The 20665-nt window shown below is 71.7% G+C and carries 20 protein-coding genes; 13 read left to right on the forward strand and 7 right to left on the reverse strand.

Translation table 11 applies throughout. The features are described 5' to 3' along the window. Window position 1: 1 nt before the first annotated feature. On the forward strand, window positions 2-649 hold the full coding sequence (locus FB465_RS02950; RefSeq protein WP_145787337.1) for a DedA family protein: 648 nt from the start codon (window positions 2-4) through the stop codon (window positions 647-649). On the opposite strand, the gene FB465_RS02955 is transcribed toward FB465_RS02950, so the two are convergent. The 5 genes from FB465_RS02955 to FB465_RS02975 form a co-directional block, all read right to left on the reverse strand. Further along, window positions 610-1353, reverse strand: a complete 744-nt coding sequence (locus tag FB465_RS02955) for a PIG-L deacetylase family protein (RefSeq protein WP_145787341.1) — start codon at window positions 1351-1353, stop codon at window positions 610-612. The two genes, FB465_RS02950 and FB465_RS02955, sit on opposite strands and share 40 nt — an antisense overlap. A gap of 3 nt (window positions 1354-1356) precedes the next feature. Further along, window positions 1357-2013: an NADPH-dependent F420 reductase gene (locus FB465_RS02960; RefSeq protein ID WP_145787343.1), complete on the reverse strand. Its 657-nt coding sequence runs from the start codon at window positions 2011-2013 to the stop codon at window positions 1357-1359. Window positions 2014-2153: 140 nt separating this feature from the next. After that, the gene (locus FB465_RS02965; RefSeq protein ID WP_145787345.1) at window positions 2154-2501 is read right to left on the reverse strand and encodes a VOC family protein; all 348 of its coding nucleotides are present in this window, start codon (window positions 2499-2501) and stop codon (window positions 2154-2156) included. Window positions 2502-2572: 71 nt separating this feature from the next. Beyond that, on the reverse strand, window positions 2573-4399 hold the full coding sequence (glmS, locus tag FB465_RS02970) for a glutamine--fructose-6-phosphate transaminase (isomerizing) (RefSeq protein ID WP_145787346.1): 1827 nt from the start codon (window positions 4397-4399) through the stop codon (window positions 2573-2575). A 69-nt stretch (window positions 4400-4468) separates the two neighbouring features. Continuing rightward, on the reverse strand, window positions 4469-4744 hold the full coding sequence (locus FB465_RS02975) for a hypothetical protein (protein ID WP_145787348.1): 276 nt from the start codon (window positions 4742-4744) through the stop codon (window positions 4469-4471). A gap of 393 nt (window positions 4745-5137) precedes the next feature. Between FB465_RS02975 and FB465_RS02980 the strand changes: the two genes are divergently transcribed. From FB465_RS02980 to FB465_RS03005, 6 genes are all read left to right on the forward strand, one after another. Continuing rightward, complete coding sequence (locus FB465_RS02980) at window positions 5138-6250, forward strand: hypothetical protein (protein WP_145787350.1); 1113 nt, start codon at window positions 5138-5140, stop codon at window positions 6248-6250. 73 nt (window positions 6251-6323) lie between these two features. Further along, complete coding sequence (locus tag FB465_RS02985; RefSeq protein ID WP_246192470.1) at window positions 6324-7772, forward strand: pyridoxal phosphate-dependent decarboxylase family protein; 1449 nt, start codon at window positions 6324-6326, stop codon at window positions 7770-7772. Between the two features lie 95 nt (window positions 7773-7867). Continuing rightward, window positions 7868-9253, forward strand: coding sequence for a GNAT family N-acetyltransferase (locus FB465_RS02990; protein ID WP_145787354.1), 1386 nt, complete (start codon window positions 7868-7870; stop codon window positions 9251-9253). Window positions 9254-9591: 338 nt separating this feature from the next. Further along, window positions 9592-10854, forward strand: a complete 1263-nt coding sequence (locus FB465_RS02995) for a MurT ligase domain-containing protein (protein WP_145787356.1) — start codon at window positions 9592-9594, stop codon at window positions 10852-10854. Between the two features lie 44 nt (window positions 10855-10898). Beyond that, window positions 10899-11627 carry a type 1 glutamine amidotransferase gene (locus tag FB465_RS03000; RefSeq protein ID WP_145787358.1) on the forward strand — a complete coding sequence of 243 codons (729 nt, stop codon included), beginning with the start codon at window positions 10899-10901 and terminating at the stop codon, window positions 11625-11627. Between the two features lie 267 nt (window positions 11628-11894). After that, complete coding sequence (locus tag FB465_RS03005) at window positions 11895-12920, forward strand: 6-phosphofructokinase (RefSeq protein WP_145787360.1); 1026 nt, start codon at window positions 11895-11897, stop codon at window positions 12918-12920. Between the two features lie 53 nt (window positions 12921-12973). On the opposite strand, the gene melC2 is transcribed toward FB465_RS03005, so the two are convergent. Beyond that, window positions 12974-13801, reverse strand: a complete 828-nt coding sequence (gene melC2, locus FB465_RS03010; RefSeq protein WP_145787362.1) for a tyrosinase MelC2 — start codon at window positions 13799-13801, stop codon at window positions 12974-12976. Between the two features lie 46 nt (window positions 13802-13847). Further along, window positions 13848-14246 carry an apotyrosinase chaperone MelC1 gene (gene melC1 / locus FB465_RS03015; protein WP_425461119.1) on the reverse strand — a complete coding sequence of 133 codons (399 nt, stop codon included), beginning with the start codon at window positions 14244-14246 and terminating at the stop codon, window positions 13848-13850. Between the two features lie 482 nt (window positions 14247-14728). On the opposite strand from melC1, the gene FB465_RS03020 reads away from it, so the two are divergent. The 6 genes from FB465_RS03020 to FB465_RS03045 all read left to right on the forward strand — a co-directional run bounded on the left by FB465_RS03020 (window position 14729) and on the right by FB465_RS03045 (window position 20611). Continuing rightward, on the forward strand, window positions 14729-15316 hold the full coding sequence (locus FB465_RS03020; protein ID WP_145787364.1) for a DinB family protein: 588 nt from the start codon (window positions 14729-14731) through the stop codon (window positions 15314-15316). A 275-nt stretch (window positions 15317-15591) separates the two neighbouring features. Next, window positions 15592-15987: a nuclear transport factor 2 family protein gene (locus FB465_RS03025; protein ID WP_145787366.1), complete on the forward strand. Its 396-nt coding sequence runs from the start codon at window positions 15592-15594 to the stop codon at window positions 15985-15987. Window positions 15988-16124: 137 nt separating this feature from the next. Beyond that, a complete protein-coding gene (locus FB465_RS03030; RefSeq protein ID WP_145787368.1) occupies window positions 16125-17867 on the forward strand; it encodes a SpoIIE family protein phosphatase in 1743 nt (580 codons plus the stop codon). A gap of 151 nt (window positions 17868-18018) precedes the next feature. Next, entirely contained in the window at window positions 18019-19584 is a 1566-nt protein-coding gene (locus tag FB465_RS03035) for a CehA/McbA family metallohydrolase (protein ID WP_145787370.1), read from the forward strand. A gap of 81 nt (window positions 19585-19665) precedes the next feature. Beyond that, on the forward strand, window positions 19666-20226 hold the full coding sequence (locus FB465_RS03040; protein WP_145787372.1) for a Uma2 family endonuclease: 561 nt from the start codon (window positions 19666-19668) through the stop codon (window positions 20224-20226). 58 nt (window positions 20227-20284) lie between these two features. Next, a complete protein-coding gene (locus tag FB465_RS03045) occupies window positions 20285-20611 on the forward strand; it encodes an antibiotic biosynthesis monooxygenase family protein (protein ID WP_145787374.1) in 327 nt (108 codons plus the stop codon). Window positions 20612-20665 lie beyond the last annotated feature (54 nt).

The following is a 20665-nucleotide window of genomic DNA, read 5'->3' on the forward strand; positions in this document are numbered from 1 at the left end:
CATGCCGCCGCCGCTCCCGGGCCCCCTGGCCCACCTGGCCCCACTGCTGGACAGCTACGGCTATCCGGCGGTGGGCGCCCTTGTCTTCCTGGACAACTGCGGGATCCCGGTGCCCGGCCAGACCATCCTGGTGCTGGCCGCCGTCTACGCCGGCACCGGGCGGCTCAGCATCGCCGCGGTGGTCGCCATCGCCTTCGTGGCGGCCGTGGCCGGGAACAGCCTGGGCTACCTGATCGGCACCACCGGCGGCCACGCCTTCGTCCACCGCTGGGGCCGGTACGTGCTGATCACCCCGACCCGGATGGCCAAGGCCGAGCGCTTCTTCGCCCGCCACGGCGGCCAGGTGGTCACCTTTGCCCGCTTCGTGGACGGCCTCCGGCAGACCAACGGCATCATCGCCGGCACCACCGACATGCGCTGGCGCCGCTTCCAGCCCGCCAACGTGCTCGGTGCGGCGCTGTGGGTCGGCGTCTGGGCGTCACTCGGCTACCTGGCCGGCTCCGACATCGGGACGCTCTACCGGCAGGCCGTGCGCTACCAGGTGGTCCTGCTGGCCGTGCTCGGCGCGCTGGTCGTCGCCCTGGTGGTGGTGAAGCTGCTGCGCCGGCGTCACCAGCGCAGCGAGATCACCTCGAAGGACGACGCGTAACGCACCCCGAGCCGGCTGCCCGCCATCCGGCCCATGGACTCCAGGAAGTCCTGCGCATCGGCCATCTGGCCGCCGAGCCCCTCCAGGTACGCCTTGTGCGCCTTCAGCGAGGCCACGCCGCTGTCGAAGTGGTCGGTGATGTCCACGGCGTGCCGCGCCTCGGGCGAGCCCGCCGCCCAGACCTCGCGCACGCCGCCCCACGGCTGGTGGCCCTCCGCCGTCAGCTCGCGGAAGACCCAGCGGTTCGCCGCGTCGCGTACGGCGTCCAGGGTGGCCCGGCCGGTGGCGATGTGGTCGGCCTGGTTGGGGAAGATCCCGCCGTACGTCTCGCGGAAGTTGGTCGTGATCACGATGTCCGGGCGGTACTTGCGCACCGCGCGGGCGATGTCCCGGCGCAGCGGCAGGCCGTACTCCAGGACGCCGTCCGGGTGGCCGAGGAACTCCACGTCGTCCACGCCGACCAGCGCCGCCGAGGCGATCTGCTCGGCCTCGCGGATCGGGCGGCACTTCTCCGGCTCCAGCGAGTCGATGCCCGCCTCGCCGCTGGTAACCATCACATAGCCGATGCGCTTGCCCTGGGACGTCCAGCGGGCCACGGCCGCGGCCGCGCCGTACTCCATGTCGTCGGGGTGCGCGACCACGGCGAGGGCGGTCTCCCAGTCCTCGCCGAGCGGCTCGAACGGGGGTGGCGGCTGCTCGGTCATGGGTCAGTCTGCCTTCCTGATCGCGTAGTTGAAGTCGGCGTGGCCGAAGCGGCGCATCACGCTGAGCCAGAACGGCATCAGCATCTCCATGCCGCGCGCGGAGGCGACGCCGCCGAGGTCCAGCACCGAGCCGGCCGGCCAGCCGAACTGCTCCAGCACCGCCGTCACCGTGGCCTTGGCCTCGACGTCCTCGCCCGCGATGAAGAGGTTGTGCTCGCCCGGCACCCGGCCCGGGTCCACCATGAGGGGCGCGGAGAGGGTGTTGAGTGCCTTCACCACCTTGGTGTCCGGGAACTCTCGTTGGATCTGCTCGGCGATGCTGTCCGTGTTCACCGGGTCGAGCGTCACCTCGCCGGTGGGTGAGAACACCAGCGCGTTGGAGACGTCGATCAGCACCTTCCCGGCGAGCCGCTCGGCGCCGGCGGCCCGCAGGGCCTTCAGCGAGACCGTCCCGGCGGTCGCGTTGATCAGCACGTCACCGAAGGCGGCGGCATCCGCGAACGTCCCGCTGTGCCCGTACGGCCCCGCCTGCTCGGCCCAGGACGTTGCGGCCGCGTTGTCCTTGGTCCGCGACCCGAGGGTGACCTCGTGGCCCAGCGAGACCAGCTTGGCCGCCAGTGTCCTGCCGACGGTGCCCGTACCGATGATCCCGAACCGCATCGCTCGTCTCCCGTCGACCGCTGTCCGTGCTCCAGCCGCGCTCTATCCGTGCTCGCACCATAGCTGACGCTCACTCAGGCCGGGAGTCCCGGCAGCCGGTGTACGACGACCGGTGTCGCGGGAACCGGCCGGGCTGCGGTTCATCTCTGGCTGAGAACGCAGAACTCGTTGCCCTCGGGGTCGGCCAGGACGACCCAGGTCTGCCGGCCCTGGCCCACGTCCGCGCGGCGCGCGCCGAGGGCGAGCAGGCGCTCGACCTCCGCCGCCTGGGAGTCCGGCCGGAAGTCGAGGTGCAGCCGGTTCTTCAGCTTCTTCGCCTCCGGGACGGGCACGAAGACGATCCCCGGCAGCCGGTCAGGGGCCGGCCGGATCTCGAACTCGTCGTCCGCGTCGTTGACCACGGCCCAGCCGAGCGCCCCGGCCCACCACCGCCCGAGCGCGGCGGGGTCCGCGGCGTCCACCACAACCTGCTCCCACTCCAAGCCCATGCTCGAAACCATAGCTCCGGAGAGCCTGTGGTGCCGCGCTGAAGAGGCATCAGCGCGGCACCACAGGTGGGCTACTCCACGGTGACGCTCTTGGCGAGGTTGCGGGGCTTGTCGACGTCGCGCTTGAGGGCGACGGCGGCGTGGTAGGCGAGCAGCTGCAGGGGGATGTTGAGGAGCAGCGGGTCGAGCTCCGGCTCGCTCTTGGGGACCAGGATGCAGTGGTCGGCGAGCTTGGCCTCGGGGGTGCGGTGGGCGATGGCGAGGACGCGGCCGGACCGGGCCTTGATCTCGCCGAGGGTGGTGAGGTTCTTGTCGAGCAGCTCGTCGTCGGGGACGAGGGCGACGGTCGGCAGCTCGGGGCTGATCAGGGCCAGCGGGCCGTGCTTGAGCTCGCTGGCCGGGTACGCCTCCGCGTGGACGTAGCTGATCTCCTTGAGCTTCTGCGCCCCCTCGCGGGCGACCGGGTAGCCCCGGACCCGGCCGATGAACATCATCCCGGCGTTGTCCGCGTACTCGGCGGCGAGCCGGGCGATCTCGTCCTCCTGCTGGAGGATCTCGCGGATGTGGCCGGGCAGCGCCTTGAGCCCGGCCACGATGCGGCGGCCGTCGGCGGGCGAGAGGTCGTGGATGCGGCCGAAGTGCAGGGCGAGCAGCGCGAAGGCGATCACCGTGGAGGTGAAGGCCTTGGTGGAGGCGACCGAGATCTCGGGGCCGGCGTGCAGGTAGATGCCGCCGTCGCACTCGCGGGCGATGGCGCTGCCGACGGTGTTGACCACGCCGAGCACCCGTCCGCCCTTGCGCTTGATCTCCTGGACGGCGGCCAGCGTGTCGTAGGTCTCGCCGGACTGGCTGACCGCGACGTACAGGGTGTCGGCCTCGATCACCGGGTTGCGGTAGCGGAACTCGGAGGCGGGCTCGCTGTGCGCGGGGATGCGGGAGAGCTCCTCGATCAGCTGGGCGCCCATCTCACCGGCGTAGTACGCGGAGCCGCAGCCCAGGATCTTGACCCGGCGGATCTCGCGCAGCTCGCGGGCGTCCAGGTTGAGGCCGCCGAGGTGGGCGGTGGCGAAGCGCTCGTCGAGGCGGCCGCTGAGGGTGCGCTCGACGGAGGCGGGCTGCTCGTGGATCTCCTTGAGCAGAAAGTGCTCGTACCCGGCGGTGTCGTAGGAGGCGATCTCCCAGTCCACGGTGGACGGCTGCCGGGTCACCGTGCGGGCGTCCTCGGTGAAGGTGCGGAAGCCGTCGGCGCGGACGGTGGCCAGCTCGCCGTCCTCCAGGTGGACGACCTGGCGGGTGTAGCGGACCAGGGCGGCGACGTCGGAGGCGACGAACATCTCCTTCTCGCCGAGGCCGAGCACGATCGGGCTGCCGTTGCGGGCGACCACGATGCGGTCGGGCTGGGCCGAGTCCACCACGGCGATGCCGTACGTACCGACCACGTGGCCGAGCGCGGCGCGGACGGCGTCCTCCAGCTCCGTACCGTCGACCACGTGCGCGGCGACGAGGTGGGCCAGGACCTCGGTGTCGGTCTCCGAGGTGAAGACGGCGCCGTCGGCGGCGAGGCGGGCGCGCAGCTCGTCGGCGTTCTCGATGATGCCGTTGTGGACGACGGCGATCCGCTCGGCGTTGTCGGTGTGCGGGTGCGCGTTGGCGTCGCTGGGCTCGCCGTGGGTGGCCCAGCGGGTGTGGCCGATGCCCGTCGTCCCCCTGAGGCGGGCGGGGACGGCCGCGGCGAGGTCGGCGACCCGGCCCTTGACCTTGCAGACCTTCAGAGCGCCCTTCTTGCCGGTGACGGCCACGCCGGCCGAGTCGTAGCCCCGGTACTCGAGGCGCTGCAGCCCCTCCAGGAGGAAGGGGGTCGCGTCCTTGGGGCCGATGTAGGCCACGATTCCGCACATGGTGGGCAGACTCCTTCGGTTCTCGGTACTGGCGGTCGGGGGTGCCTCCCAGCCGGAGGCCGGGGGCGCTCAGCCGTAGACGATCCTGCGCAGCTGACGGGTGGACAGCTCCGGCGCGGCGACCCGGCGGGCGGCCAGTTCGGCGCCGATCCGGGCGAAGATCTTCTCGTTCACCAAGCCCCGTGCCTGCAGCTCACCGTGGCGGCGGCGGACGTACTCCTCGGTGCTCTCGGAGAAGTACGCCAGCACCTCCGCGACCACTCGCGCGGCCTCGCCCGGCCCCAGCGGGCTGGTGCGGGTGAGGTGGGCGAGCAGGTCTTCGTGAGGGTGCGGTGAGGCGGACACGAGTGGGGAGCCTAGGCCGCCGACCGACGCTTAACCAAGAATCCTGCCCGAAATCGGGCAGATCTTCAGACATTCAGCCCTCAGTCCGACACCCCGGGCGTCTTCGGTGGACGCCCTCCGCTACCCTCCGTACACGCAGAGGCACTGTCGGGTGGGCTCTGTCCGGCGGGCCCGCTCGCGATCCGGACTCCCGGCCCCGGGACTACCACGTGTCGCAGATGCTGTGAGACTGTGTGCGCCTGGTGACCGGGGGGTCCGCTTCTCGTTGACCAGTTCGGCGCACCGGCGACGGAGCCGACACTTCCCGAATGGCCGTCAGAGACAGCGCAACCAGCTCCGGTACCGCCAGGATGGGAAGGCAACCTGTCCGAGGCAAACCGGGGGACCATTCTCATGCAGCCGCGAATCTTCGCGATCATCACAGCCGTGCTGTTGGGGGCGCTGGGGCTGGGGGCGGTCGCCGTCACCCAGTGGACGCCGTCGACCGCTCCGGTGGCCGCCGTCGGCGGCCCGCCGGCGAAGGCGCCGGGACAGCCGGGCGCCACCCAGAGCGTCTCGGCCGGTCCGACCGGAGACCCGGCGGTGTGGACGCGCAGCACCCTGCGCAACAAGCTGATGAGCGAGATGGAGGCGAGCGACCCCGGCGTGGTGCTGGCCGACCTGGACAAGATCACCAAGAAGCTCCCGTACACCGTCCGCTTCTGCCACCCGATCGCGCACGAGCTGGGCCACGCGGCGGTCAAGCGGTATCACGAGGACTTCCAGAAGGTCATCTCCTTCCCGCACGAGACCTGCGCGGCGGGCTATCTGCACGGCGCCGTCGAGGAGATGCTCAACGCCTCCAAGGACCCCGAGTCGGACCTGCTGAAGCTCTGCGCGCCCGCCAACAAGGGCCCGTGCATCCACGGCGTCGGCCACGGGACCATGTTCGTGGCCAAGCAGGACGTGGCGAAGGCCCGGGCGCTGTGCAACAAGTTCCCCACCGACAGCCGTCGGATCACCTGCTCCGAGGGCCTGTTCATGCAGCTCTTCGGCCCCGACGAGGAGGACGAGAAGGCCAAGGCCAACCTCCCCGCGGCCGAGCTGGCCAAGGACCCGCTGTACCCGTGCAAGGACCAGCCCTCGCTCTTCCAGTCCGCCTGCTTCTTCTACGCGCCGACCTTCTACCTGAGCTCGCACGACTACGCCAACCACCCCGAGGTCTTCGCCGAGGCCCTCAAGTGGTGCCTCAACGGCAAGGCCAGCGGCGGTGCCAACGACTGCAGCCGGGGCGTCGGCTCGCGGACCATGAAGTACAACCTGGACCGTGAGGACTGGGCCGCCCAGCAGTGCGCCAGCGCCGCCGACGGCTGGCAGCGCAAGGCCTGCACGCAGGGCCTGGTGAGCTACTACACCGTCAACTACACCGAGTCCGGTGCGGCCGCACGGCTCTGCTCCAAGATCACCAATCAGGAGATCGTCGGGTACTGCCGCTCCGCGGGCGGGCTCTCCGGCACGCTCGACTGACGCCCCCATATGATCGTCGCAGTCAGGTGCGCCGAGGATGCCGCGCCCCAGGCCCTTCCGCTGGAGCAGCACCATGAGCGACACCTCCGCCGACGACTTCCGCACCGCCGCCCGGGCGGCCGCCGAGCTGGTCTCCGACTACCTCGACGCGCTGCCGGGGCGGCCGGTCTGGCAGCCGATGGACCCCGCCGCGCGGCAGGCCCTGCTGACGGCACCGCTGCCCGCCGAGGGCCTGCCGCTCACCGGGCTGCTGGAGGTGATCGGCACTCAGGTGATGCCCGCTCCGATGGGCAACGGCAACCCCCGGTTCTTCGGCTGGGTCAACTCCGCCCCGGCCCCGGCCGGCGTGCTGGCCACCCTGGCCGCCTCCGCGATGAACCCCAGCTCGGCCGGCGGCGACCATGCCGACGTCCACCTGGAGCGGGCGGTGGTCCGCTGGATCGCCGAGCTGGTCGGCTTCCCGCACCCGGCCGGCGGCGGCATCCTCACCTCCGGCACCTCGATGGCGACCATCCTCTGCCTGGCCGCCGCCCGTAACCGCGCCGCCCGGCGCGCCGGCCGGGACGTGCGCCAGGACGGCCTGGCGGGCATGCCCCCGCTGATCGCGTACGCCACCGGGGAGACCCACTCCTGCGTCCGCAAGGCCGTCGAGCTGCTGGGCCTGGGCAGCAGGCACCTTCGCACGGTCGCCACCGACTCCGACGGCCGGCTGGACGTCACCGCGCTGGCCACGGCCGTCGCCGAGGACCGCGCCGCCGGGCTGCTGCCCTTCCTGGTGGTCGCCTCGGCCGGCACGGTCGGCACCGGTGCGGTGGACGCCTTCGAGCCGATCGCCGACCTGTGCGCGGCGGAGCAGCTGTGGCTGCACGTGGACGGCGCGTACGGCGCCTTCGGCGTCCTCGACGCGAGCATCGCCGGCCAGTACGCCGGGATGGACCGCGCCGACTCGCTGGCGCTGGACCCGCACAAGTGGCTCGGGGTGCCGGTCGACTGCGGCTGTGCCCTGGTCCGCGACACCGAGGAGCTGCGCGGGACCTTCAGCCTGGTGCCCTCGTACCTGCGCGACGAGGCGGCGGGTGCGCTGGGCTGGTTCTCCGAGTACGGGATGGAGCAGACCCGCCCGTTCCGCTCCCTCAAGGTCTGGGCCACCATCGCGCACCGGGGCCGGGACGGCATCGCCGCCGACATCGCGCGCTGCACGGCGCTGGCCCGGCGGCTCGGTGAGCTGGTCGAGGCCGACCCGGAGCTGGAGCTGCTCGCGCCCGTACGGACCTCGATCGTCGCGTTCCGCTACAAGCCGGCCGGTGCGGACGAAAATGTCGTGAACGCGATCAACAAGGAACTGCCGGTGGAGGTACAGCTGCGCGGCCGCGTGTTTGTCACCGGGGCACTGCTGGACGGACGCGAAATGCTGCGGGCCTGCCTTCTGAATGCCGCCACCACCGAGGCCGACCTGGAGCTTCTGCTGGCGGAAGTGCGTGCCGCCGGGGCCGAGCTGACGGAGCGTCGGGGCGGGCGCTGATCCTCCGGTAATCGTTCGGATGCCATTCTGAGACATTAACCAACAGGTCACGGAGGATTCGTGATCGTGAAACACCCGGGGGACACGATGTTCCCATGGACACGTCGGTACACACCCAGCCCGCCAACCCCTCACGCGCCCAGCGGCGCAGCGCCCGGCTGCACCGGTGGCGCAGAGACACCGTCGAGCTCGCCGCGGTGTTCCTGGCCGTCGCCGCGGCCGACCTGGTCGCCAACGTGGTCGTGCACGGCCACGACGGCCCGGTGGTACTGGCCGCCTCGGCGGCCGCGCTGCTCGCCACGGCTCTGTTCCACGCCTGGTGGGCACATCGCCATCCACACGGGCCTCCCGCGCCCGATCCGGCCGCACCGCCCGGCGAGCCCGCGGTGACCGGGCCGCTGGACAGCTTCGAGCAGACCGCGCTGTGGCGGGTCCGGACCACCGTCTCGGACTCCCCCGGCAGTCTGGCGCGGGTCTGCACGGCCTTCGCGGAGCTGCGGATCAACATCATCTCGATGCAGGCCCACCCGCTGCCGACCGGCACGGTGGACGAGTTCCTGGTCCGCGCGCCGCTCACTCTCACCCGGGCCGAGCTGGCCCGTACGGTGGCCGCCGCCGGGGGCCACGACATCTGGACCGACCCCGCCGACGCGCACGACCTGGTCGACGTACCGACGCATGTCCTCGCCCTCGCCACCCGGACGGCGCTCGACGCCGCCGAGCTGCCGGTCGCCCTGCGCCAGCTCTTCGGCCGCTGCACCATCCGGCAGTTCCCGGGCGGCGGGCAGCGGGCCGCCACCGGTGTGGACGGTCATGTGATGCGGCTGGCGGCCCCGTCCGGCGACCTGATCGAGCTGAGCCGGCCGCACCTGCCGTTCACCCCGACCGAGTTCGCCCGCGCGAAGGCGCTGGTCGAGCTGGACACGCTGCTCGGGCCGCGCGTCCCCAAGGTCGAGGCCCGGCTGAGCCAGCCGACCGGGGCCGACCTCACGGTGCGCCGGGCGGACGCGGACGACAAGGGCGCGGCGCTGGAAATGCACGCCCGCTGCTCCCCCGACGCGCTCCGCAAGCGCTACCACGGACCGGTCAAGGACGCCGACAAGTACCTGGACCACCTGCTCGACCCCCGGCACGGCCAGACGCTCGCGGTCGAGGCCTCGGACGGGCGGGTCGTCGCGCTGGCGCACCTGATGTGGGACGACGACAGCGCGGAGGTGGCGCTGCTGGTCGAGGACGCGTGGCAGCGGCGGGGGCTCGGGTTCGACCTGCTGCGGCGGATGGCGGCGCTCGCGCTGGAGGCCGGCGTGCAGACGGTGTACGCCGTCACCCACGCCTCCAACACCGGGCTGATCTCCACCATGCGGCGGCTGGCGGCCCCGCTCGACTACCAGGTCGAGGACGGCACTCTGGTGATCACCGCCCACCTCGCCGAGGCCACCGAACAGCTCCCCACCCCCTGGCCCACCGGCCCCGGCCGCTGAGGCCCTCCGGGCTTCGGGCGAGCCCATAGGGGCGCGGGGAACTGCGCGAAACCGGAAGACGTCCACCCTGAGCCGACTTCCCGAAGAGCACGTTGCACCTCCTACCTGATCCGGGCGGTGCAAGGTGCTCTCCGTAAGTCGGTGCGGCACGAAGTCTTCCGTTTCGCGCAGTTCCCCGCGCCCCTGTCGGGTACCCCGTCCCGAGAGTCCGTCACAGGCCGTACGGGGTCCGGCGCTCGGTGCCGGGGGCCGGAGTAGGTAGGCTGGCCCCGTCCCCGCCGCCCGACGGTCTCCGCACGACCCAAGGGTGGTGCCGCAGCAAGGAGGAACCACTGAGCATGCCAGGCACCGATTCGGAAGCCGCGGCCGTACGCGACGCCTCGCTGCCCGCGCGCGCCAAGATCGCTGTGACGGCCGGCCGGATGGCCGCAGCCCTCTCGCAGAAGGCGGGCCGCGGCAGTGGCTCGGTGATCGGCGGCAAGGTCGCCCTCAAGCTCGACCCCGACCTGCTCGCCACCCTGGCCGAGCACCTCGACGTGGTCCTGGTCAGCGCGACCAACGGCAAGACCACCACCACCCGGCTGATCGCCGAGGCGCTGCGCGCCGCCGGCCCCGTGGTGTCCAACGCCCTCGGTGCCAACATGCCCGCCGGCATCACAGCCGCGCTGGCGGGCGGCTCGGACGCCAAGTTCGGCGTGATCGAGGTCGACGAGAAGTACCTGGCCGGGGTCGCCCGCGACACCCGTCCGAAGGCCATAGCGCTGCTGAACCTCTCGCGCGACCAGCTGGACCGCGCCGCCGAGACCCGCATGATGGCCGAGAAGTGGCGCGAGGGCCTCAAGGACACCGACGCGGTGATCATCGCCAACGCGGACGACCCGCTGGTGACCTGGGCCGCCTCCTCCTGCCGGAAGGTGGTCTGGGTGGCCGCCGGACAGGCGTGGAAGGAGGACGCCTGGTCCTGCCCGTCCTGCGGCGGCGTGATGCAGCGCCCCGGGGACGACTGGTTCTGCCAGGACTGCGGCTTCCGCCGTCCGCAGCCGCACTGGGCGCTCCAGGGCACCCATGTCATCGACCCGCAGCGCGGCGCCTGGCCGATCCAGCTGCAGCTGCCGGGCCGCGCCAACCTCGCCAACGCCACCAGCTCGGCCGCCGTGGCCGCCGTCTTCGGCGTGGCCCCGCAGGTCGCCCTGCAGCGGATGCAGACGGTGACGGCGGTGGCGGGCCGCTACGACGTGGTCTCGTACCAGGGCCGCGACGTCCGTCTGCTGCTCGCGAAGAACCCGGCCGGCTGGCTGGAGACCTTCTCGCTGATCGACCAGCCGCCGGCGCCGGTGATCCTCTCGGTGAACGCGCTGGACGCCGACGGCACCGACACCTCCTGGCTCTGGGACGTCGACTACGAGCGCCTGGCCGGCCACCCGATCTTCGTGATGGGCCAGCGCAAGCTGGACCTGGCCGTCCGCCTTGAGGTCGCCGGGCTGCAGTTCCACGTGGTGGACACGCTGGAGCAGGCCGTCCGGATGGCGCCGCCCGGGCGGATCGAGGCGATCGCCAACTACACCGCCTTCCAGCAGCTGCGGAAGGCCGTGGCCAACTGATGTCCTACCCGAGCGAGCCGCAGCAGTACGGAAGGCCTTCGAGGATGAGTGAGAGCAGCCTGCGCCTGGTGTGGGTCTACCCGGACCTGCTCAGCACCTACGGCGACCGCGGCAACGCCCTGGTCGTCGAGCGCCGGGCCCGCCAGCGCGGGCTCGGGGTCACCAGGATCGACGTCCGCTCCGACCAGTCGGTGCCCACCAGCGGTGACATCTACCTGATCGGCGGCGGTGAGGACCGTCCGCAGCGGCTCGCGGCCGAGCGGCTGCGGGCCGACAGCGGCCTGGTGCGGGCCGCGGAGAACGGCGCGATCATCTTCTCGGTCTGCGCCGGCTACCAGATCCTCGGCCACGAGTTCATCAACGACCTGGGCGAGCGCGAGCCGGGTCTGGGTCTGCTGGACGTGTGGACCACCCGCGGCGAGGGTGCCCGCTGTGTCGGCGACGTGCTGGCCGAGACCGACCAGCGCCTGGGCCTGCCGCAGCTGACCGGCTTCGAGAACCACCAGGGCGTCACCCACCTCGGCCAGGGAGTCTCGCCGCTGGCGAACGTCCAGGTCGGCCGGGGCAACGGCACCGGGGACGGCACCGAGGGCGCCTGGCGGGACACCGTCTTCGGCACCTACCTGCACGGCCCGGTGATGGCCCGCAACCCCGCCGTCGCCGACATGCTGATCAAGCTGGCGCTCGACGTGAACGCCCTGCCGCCGGCCGACACCACCTGGTACGACGCACTGCGCGCCGAGCGGATCGCGGCGACCCGCCAGCCCGCCTGATCCGGCGCCGACGGGCCCGGCTGACCGCATCGCGGTCAGCCGGTGTCCGGGAGCATGAATTCGTACGACAATAGCGAAGCTGGACGCACACCCTCCTCGGCGTCCAGCCGCAGTTCCGCGCGGGTGCGCCGACGACGCCGCCCCCGCGTCGGCGCCTGCCCGGCCGGACGCAGGAGCCGTATGCTGCTCAATGGCCCGATCTGACGAGTTTTGTCCGATTCACGCCAGAAGTCCGGCCGTCCGGTTCTGCTCGGGAGTTGCAAAGCAATGCGTATTGGTGTGCTGACCAGCGGCGGTGACTGCCCCGGCCTGAACGCCGTGATCCGTTCCGTGGTCCACCGGGGGGTGGTCGACCACGGCGACGAGATCATCGGTTTCCAGGACGGCTGGCGCGGACTTCTGGAGGGCGTGCACCGCCCCCTGACCCTTGACTCGGTGAGCGGCATCCTCGCTCAGGGCGGCACCATCCTGGGCTCCTCGCGGGTCCAGCCGAGCCACCTGCGGGACGGCGTCGAACGGGCCAAGCAGTACTGCCGGGACCTGGGCATCGACGCGGTCATCCCGATCGGCGGCGAGGGCACCCTGAAGGCCGCCAAGCTGATGAGCGACGCGGGCCTGCCGGTGGTCGGCGTCCCGAAGACCATCGACAACGACATCGCCTGCACCGACGTCACCTTCGGCTTCGACACCGCCGTCTCGGTGGCCACCGAGGCCCTGGACCGCCTCAAGACCACCGCCGAGTCGCACCAGCGGGTCATGGTGGTCGAGCTGATGGGCCGCCACACCGGCTGGATCGCCCTGCACGCGGGCATGGCCGCCGGTGCCCACGCGATCGTGGTGCCGGAGCGGCCCTTCCACATCGAGAAGCTCACGGCGGTCGTCCGCGAGCGCTTCGACCGCCAGAAGAAGTTCGCCATCGTGGTCTGCGCCGAGGGCGCCAAGCCCGAGCCCGGCACCATGCACTGGGAGGAGGGCGTCAAGGACATCTACGGCCACGAGCGCTTCACCGGTGTCGCCAACCAGCTCTCCCGAGAGCTGGAGCACCGCCTGGGCAAGGAGGCCAAGCCGGTCATCCTCGGCCACACCCAGCGCGGCGGCACCCCCACCGCGTACGACCGGGTGCTCGCCACCCGCTTCGGCTGGCACGCCGTGGAGGCCGTCCACAAGGGCGCCTTCGGGCACATCACCGCCCTCCAGGGCACCGCGATCAACCTGGTGCCGCTGGCCGAGGCGGTCGCCGACCTGAAGACCGTCCCCGCCGAGCGGTACATCGAGGCCGAGACCGTCATCTGACCACCCCGGGTGCCCCCGGTCCCCGAGTGTCGGGAGCCGGGGGCACCGGCGTGTCAGAAGCCGGTGTCGTAGGTGTAGAGGCGGGTGTGGTCGAGCATGTCCGCCGGGGTGGTGTCGTTCCACGGCTTCATCGTGTCGTTGAGGTCGACCACGTTGGCCGTTCCGCCGGTGGGGAGGTAACCCTGTCCGGGGTGGCGGCGCTGCCACTCGGCCCACAGCTTGTCGATGAAGCAGTGGTGCAGCCAGAAGACCGGGTCGTTGGGCGACATGCCGGTCATCATGTGACCGCCTACCCAGACGTGCACCCGGTTGTGCAGGTTGACGCCCCGCCAGCCCTCCAGGTTGTTGCGGAAGCCCTCGGAGGAGCTGTTCCACGGCGCGGCGTCGTAGGTGGATATCGCCAGTACGGACTCGGCCTCCGCCCGCGTCGGCAGCGAGGCGACCGCGCTCCCGAGGGCGCGGCGCAGGTAGGAGCGACTGTCGGGGCGTACACCGAGCGTCCACTTGCCGCCGGAGAAGGCGAAGGCGCCGGTGGTCACCTGGCCGTCGCTGCTGCGGCCGTTGCCGCCCAGGAAGTCGGCGCCCCAGAGGGAGGAGGCCGGCGTACGGTCGGCCGTCCAGTCCCAGTAGGGCAGCGTGACGTTGGGGTCGATGCTCTGCAGGGCCTGCTCGAACTGGAGCAGGAACTTGCGGTGCCAGGGCAGGAAGGACGGCGAACGGTGCCCGGTCCGCTCGCCGTTGTCGGTGTCGCCGACGATGAAGGAGTTGTGGGTGCTGACGAACGCGTCGTAACGGCCGGTGCGCTTGAGCTCAAGGACGGCGTTGACGAAGTCCCGCTTCTCCTTGGCCGTCAGGGTCGCCTGGTTCTTGCGGACTGCCATGAGTCCCTCTCGTGAAGTGGTGCGGCTGGGTGGGTGGTTCGGACTCTCAGGCGATCGGGACGAGCGCGGCGCCCTGCAGCTCGTTCACCGCGGCGCGGGCGAGCGCGCGCGGGGTGGAGAAGGTCTGGTAATGGTTGACGACGCTGATCCAGGTGCCGTCGGCATTGCGCATCATGTGCAGCGGCTCGCCGTCGATGAGCACCGTGTAGCCGCCGCCGTGGTGGTGCTCGCCGCCGGCGCCATGGGCGGGCCGGCCCTGGATACGGCGGCCCCGGTAGGCCTCGTCGAACTCGTCGGACGCGCCGAGCCCGGCCGCCGAGGCGGGCCCGTTCGCGGGCCCGGTCAGGCCGAGCACCGCCGTTCCCGCGGCGGCGGTGAGCGCCACGGCCGCCCCCTGAAGCATCCTGCGGCGCGTCAGCTCGGTGGCATGGGTGGATTCGGACACAGCTGTACCCCCTTGTGCGCCCCGTGAGTGGCGGGGCGCGTGAAGAACCGTTCATCGCTTGGGACCGGCGGACCGTCAGAAATGCTCGGACACGGCCTGGTTCACGGACTTGGCCGGTGGCATATTTCATGATCGATCCGCTCGATCCCATGCTTACAGAGCGGACATGCCGCCCGTAACAGTCGAACGGCGGGGGCTCATGGTTGGCCGACTTTCCGGCCATTCGCAGACGAAGGACCTTCCGACCGCCCCAGGAGGAGTTTCACTTCCTGCTGCATTTGTGAGCTTTTCATGGATATTCTTGCGGCAGATGTGGCGGAAAACAGGAGATCCTTCGGCCGCATCGATCTTCCGTGGCCCGCCTCACGCCCCGAGGATGGCGCAATGCCGCCACGCCTCACACGCCGCCGAGTGCGGCCGGCAATGCCCGAGCGGTCGACAAAGGCGGTGCGCGGAGATCGCGCGAGCGGCAGACTGGCCCGATGATCGGACTGGATGACAAAGCAGACCTTCGCATCTACCTGCAGGACGCTCGCGATGCCCTGCTGTGGAAGCTTGAGGGGCTGTCGGAGTACGATATTCGCCGCCCCGTGACTCCGACCGGCACCAACCTGTTGGGACTGGTCAAGCACGTGACCAGTGCCGAGGCGGTGTACTTCGGCGAAACCTTCGGACGGCCCTTCGCCGCGCCGGCGCTGTGGATCACAGGCGACGCGGAGCCCAACTCGGACATGTGGGCGACCCCCGACGAGACGCGCGACCGGATCGTCGGGCTGTATCGCGACGTGTGGGCCCACTCGGACGCGACGATCGAGTCGCTCCCCCTCGACGCGCTCGGCCAAGTGCCCTGGGGAAAGCGGGCCGAACTCACGCTCCACCGGATTCTCGTCCACGTGATCGCCGAGACTCAGCGGCACGCCGGACACGCCGACATCGTCCGGGAACTCGTCGACGGGACCGTGGGACTGCGGAACGGGGACGACAACGTGGCCCCCGGCGACTCGGCATGGTGGGAGGCCCATCGGAACCGGCTGGAGCGCGCAGCCCGGGAGGCCGACCGAGGCGCGTAGCTCAGGAAGCCGACGGGGGAGGTGCGGGGAACTGCGCGAGATCGGAAGCAACGACCCGTGCCCTACCGCTTCGCGCTGTTCTCCCCCAGCCTTCGGCCGGGAGGTGCCCCCACGCGCCCCTGTGGTTATCCCACTGCCTCACCTTCGCGCGCCGCCGCTCGTAGCAGCGCGGACTCACGCGCCTCAGCTGCCCCTGACCGGAGCCTGACGATGGATCAGGACGCCGTCGGCGCCGCCTCCGTGGCCGTCGCGGCGGGCGGTCCTAGAGTGCGGGCATGGGAGACGCCGCGTACCAGACCCGTCTTGAGCGCATCCTCGGAGTTCCGCTCGCGGAGGGTGCGGTGCGTCAGTGGCCGCAGAGCGGCGAGCTGATCCGTGGGAGGGGGCGGATCGCGGAGGTGGAGTCGCACTTCGTCGGGCTGAGTCTCGGCGTCGGGAGGCGGCGCACCCTCGGTGACACGCTCGTCGTCGAGTGGAGCGGGGACTACGGCGACGGACGGGTGTACCGGAACGTGTCGATCGCCGAGCTGATCGACGGCGAGGCCGTCCGCGTCACCGACTACTGGGGCGAGCCCTTCACACCGCCCGCGTGGAGACACCCGCTGGCCGAGCGGCTGGACATGGACGAGAGCGTGATCTGGCCCGCCGCCGGCGCCCTCGCGGCCGACTGACGGGGTGTGGCGCGCCCCCTGCTCGAGAGCCGCAGCGTCCGCTGCGGCACACTGTGGTCCGACCCGGGTGCGGCCCGCCGGGTGCGGCGTGATCATGGGCATGGGGCAGGTCCCGTACGGCGAGTGAGGAGGACACGGTGCACGCGGAGGTTCCGGGCCCGGCCGCCGCCGACGCCCTGATCGACGCGGCAGCCGCCGCCCTGGCAACCGGTAGCTCCGACCTGCTGCGCCAGGTGGTCGGATTCGCCCCGGTCGGCCTCGCGCTGCTCGACACGGAGCTGCGCTGGCAGTACGCCAACGCCGCCTTCACCCGGACGACCGGCCTGCAGCCCGCCGACCTGATCGGCAAGCCCGTCGCCGCAACCCCGTTCGCCGCCGCCCTCCGCACCCTCCACCGGGTCCTCGACGACGGGCGACCGCGCGAGCTGGTCACCGAAGGCCCGGCCCACCCGGGCGCCACGCCGGCATCGCCGGGCTTGCGCACCCGCTACCAGCGGCTGGAGATCGGCGGGCGGGTGGCCGGCGTCATCGCCGCCGTCCTGGACATCGCCGAGCCGCAGAAGCAACAGCAGCACGACCTGGAGCAGGCCAACGCCCGCCTGGCCATACTCGACGCGGCGGCCGAACAGATCGGCACCACCCTCGACATCGACACCACCTGCGCCGAGCTGGCGGACTTCGCCGTCCGCAGACTGGCCGAGCTGGTGACCGTGGACCTTCTGCCACCCGACGCGCCGGCCCGCGGCAGTACGAGCGGCGGCGGCACGCACTCCGGCCTGCCGCGCTTGCGCAGGACCGGGCTGGCCCGCACCCCGGAGGTCCGGCTCCGCACCGACGGGCTCGCTCTGCCGGGCGAGTCGGTGCGGTACCGGGAAGGCTCCGCCGTGGCGCGCAGCCTGGAAACGGGCCGGCCGGTGGTCGCGAACCTGCTGTCCGAGGACGAGCTGAGCCGGACGGCCATGGACCACAGGACCCTCGAGGCGTACCGGGCCGCGGGCATTGACTCGGTCCTCGTGGTGCCGCTCGCCGCGCGGGGCCACGTCATCGGCGCGATGGTGCTGGCGCGGGCCCGTGGATCGTCCCCGGGTTTCACCGACGACGAGGTCGTCCTGATCGAGGACCTGGCGGGGCGGGCCGCGATCAGCATCGACAACGCCCGCCGCTACGCCCGGTCGCAGGGCATCGCGCTGGAGCTGCAGCGCGCGCTGCTGGCGGAGCCGGGCAACCCGCACCCCAACCTGGAACTCGCCTCGCGCTACCTCCCGTCCGGCACCAGCTCGGTGGTCGGCGGCGACTGGTACGAGACCGTCAGGCTGCCGTTCGGGCGCACCCTGCTGGTGATGGGGGACGTCATGGGCCACGGCGTCGAGGCGGCCGTCGACATGAGCAACTACCGCTCGATGCTCCGCTACGTGGCCGCCATGGACCTCCCACCGCACCGGATCCTGCGCCAGCTCGACGCCCTGATCTCCGAGGACGAGTCCGCCCGCCCCGCCACCTGCCTGCTCGCGCTCGCCGACCCGGCGCGCAGCCGCTGGACCCTCTCCAGCGCCGGCCACCTGCCGCCCGCACTCATCGCCCCGGACCGTCCCACCGAGCTCATCGACGTCCCCACCGGCCCGCCCCTCGGCACCGGCCTCGGCGGCTACGAACAGGGCACCCGCGAGCTGCTTCCCGGGCAGGTCCTGCTGCTCTACACCGACGGCCTGGTGGAGCGGCGCGACGAGGACATCGACGTCTCCCTCGCCAGACTGGCCGCCCTCCGGCCGCCCACGGCAGGAGATCTGGACGGGCTCCTGGACGCCGTCCTCCACGGGCTCACCCCGCATGCCGCGGAGGACGACATCGCCCTCCTGGCCGCGCGGGTCCGCCCCCGCTGACATCCGGCGGCCCGGGCGCACCCGATCGACGGCCGGCGGACCGGTGCCGGCCGGGTACGCCTCACCGGTGGTTCACCCGGCCGGGTAGGGCACCTGGGAACGGCCCGGTGTCCCGTACGGCACCGGCTGTCGGGTGGTGGGAGGCTGCCGTATGTGTGAGCACGGGCAAGGTGAGTCCGAGGAGCGGAACCTGGTCGACCGCCGGAGCCTGCTCCGGGCGGGGGTGGCGACGGGCGCGGCGACCGCGCTCACGCTGGCGGCGGTGTCACCCACCGCTGCCGCCGACTTGGACGCGACCTCCGTGGTGACGGGCCGTCTGCAGCCGGGCGCCGCCGACTTCGTCTACCTGCCGGTCGAAGTGCCGGATGGTGTACGGGAGATCGCCGTCTCGTACAGCTACGACCGGCCGCCCGTCCCGGCCGGGACGCCGGGCAACTCCTGCGACATCGGGATCTTCGACCAGCACGGTATCCGGCTCGGCGGCCCCGGCTTCCGGGGCTGGTCGGGCGGCTTCCGCAGCGAGTTCGCCATCAGCCGCTCGCAAGCGACCCCCGGCTACCTGCCCGGCCCGGTGCGTCCGGGCACCTGGCACGTGGTGCTCGGCCCTTACCAGGTGGCGCCCCAGGGATTGGACTACCGGGTCGAGGTGACCCTGCGCTTCGGCGAGCCGGGCCCGGACTTCGTGCCGTCCTATCCCCCGGAGCGCGCCCGCGGGCGCGGCCGCGCCTGGTACCGCGGCGACTGCCACCTGCACACGGTGTACTCCGACGGCCGCCGACTCCCCGTGGAGGTCGCCGCGGGGGCCCGGACGGCCGGGCTGGACTTCATCGTCTCGACGGACCACAACACCTCGGCCTCGCACGGTGTCTGGGGCCCCCTGGCCGGGCCCGACCTCCTGATCCTCCCGGGCGAGGAGGTCACCACCCGCAACGGCCACTGGCTCGCTCTCGGCCTGCCGCCGGGCGACTGGATCGACTGGCGCTACCGGTCCCGGGACGACGCGTACCCGCGCTTCTCCCGCCAGGTGCGGCGCGGCGGCGGCCTGGTGGTGCCCGCGCACCCGTACTGCCCGTACATCGGCTGCCAGTGGAAGTTCGGCTACGAGGACGCGGACGCGGTCGAGGTCTGGAACGGCCCCTGGACGTACGACGACGAGTCGGCGGTGGACACCTGGGACGCCCAGCTGGCCGCAGCCGTCCGGCACGGCCGCCGGTGGCTGCCGGCCATCGGCAACAGCGACGCGCACAGCGTCCCGCAGGTGATCGGCGCCCCGCACAACGTGGTCCTGGCCGAGGACCTGACCCGCGACGGCGTCCTCGACGGGATCCGTGCCGGCCGCAGCTGGATCGCCGAGTCCTCCGCCGTGCAGCTCGACCTCACCGCCACCGGCCACGGCCGCCGGGCGGGCATCGGCGAGCGGCTCGCCGTGCCCGCGGACGCACCCGTGGACGTCCGCCTGACCGTGGCCGGCGTGCCCGGCGGCACCGTCCGCCTGCTCACGGACCAGGGCCAGCTGCACCAGGAGTCCCTCCCCGCGGCCGGCTCCGGCACCGTCGTCTGGCGCACCACCGCCTCACTCGCCACCTACGTCCGCGCGGAGGTCCGCCACCCGAAGCCCGACGGCACCCCCGGCAAGGGCAACAGCATGGGCGCCGACCTCCCCTGGGGCCCGATGGCCGCCCTCACCAACCCGGTATTCCTCCACGCCACAGAATGACGTCGCCGTGCCGATGGCGCTGCTCACCGCACTAGGCTTGGCCCAGCTCACCAGGACCTGAATCCGTCGAGGAGGCAGCACATGGACTACGCCAGGATGCGCGCGGTCGCGGACGAGCTCGCCGCTCACGCACCGGAGGACGTCTGGGCGACCGAGATCAGCGGGGACGAGATCATCATGATGATGAGCCCGGCCAACCTGCACGAACTCATCGTCTACCGGCTCGCCAAGCACCTCGACCGCCAACTTGAGCAGTCGACACCCGGGTTGATCGCCCACGGCGGAGCCGACATCGAAGACCCGGAGTCGGGAATCAAGCGGCGCCCTGACGTCATGGTCTTCCCCGAGAGCGCCCTGGAGTCGGGCGAGGCCGTCCACCCGCGGGACGTGACGGCGGTGGTGGAGGTCGTCTCCAAGTCAAACCCGGAGAACGACTACGAGGGCAAGATGCGCGACTACCCCACGATGGGGATCCCGCACTACCTGATCATCGACCCCCGTAACGGCACCGGGCTCGTCCTCTCCGCTCCGCACACCACTCCCGAAGGACGCCGATACAGCACCCGCCGCGATTTCCAGTTCGGCGAGACCGTCCAGCTCGGGGTGTACGACATCGAGACGGCAGAGTTCCCGACCTACTGATCCCCGGGAACGCGTGGGGAACACCGGGTTCGTACGGTGGAGGTACGGAGCGTCGAGGATGAGTGAGGTGTTCACGATGACCGAGCAGAGCAAGTACTTCGCCTCGGGTAACTGGCGGGTGTCCGATGGGAAGGCGGAGGAGTTCGTGGACCGCTGGACGAGGTTTCTGACCTGGACCAAGCAGGCCAACGACGGTTTCGTGTCGGCCAGGCTCATCCGCGACCTGCAGGATCCCGACCACTTCGTGTCGTTCGCGTCCTGGCAGGACCCGGCGAGCATGAAGGCATGGAAGGACAAGCCCGAGTTCGCCGAGCACTTCGGCGGCTGCCGGGCGCTCTGCTCGGACATGCAGGGCGGCGGCTACGAGCTGGTCCGCGCGATCTGACCTCCGGTCGGCGCACGGGCGACGGCCTGGCGGCAGCGCCGCCAGGCCGACTTC

This window comes from Kitasatospora atroaurantiaca, from assembly GCF_007828955.1.
Lineage (GTDB): Bacteria > Actinomycetota > Actinomycetes > Streptomycetales > Streptomycetaceae > Kitasatospora > Kitasatospora atroaurantiaca.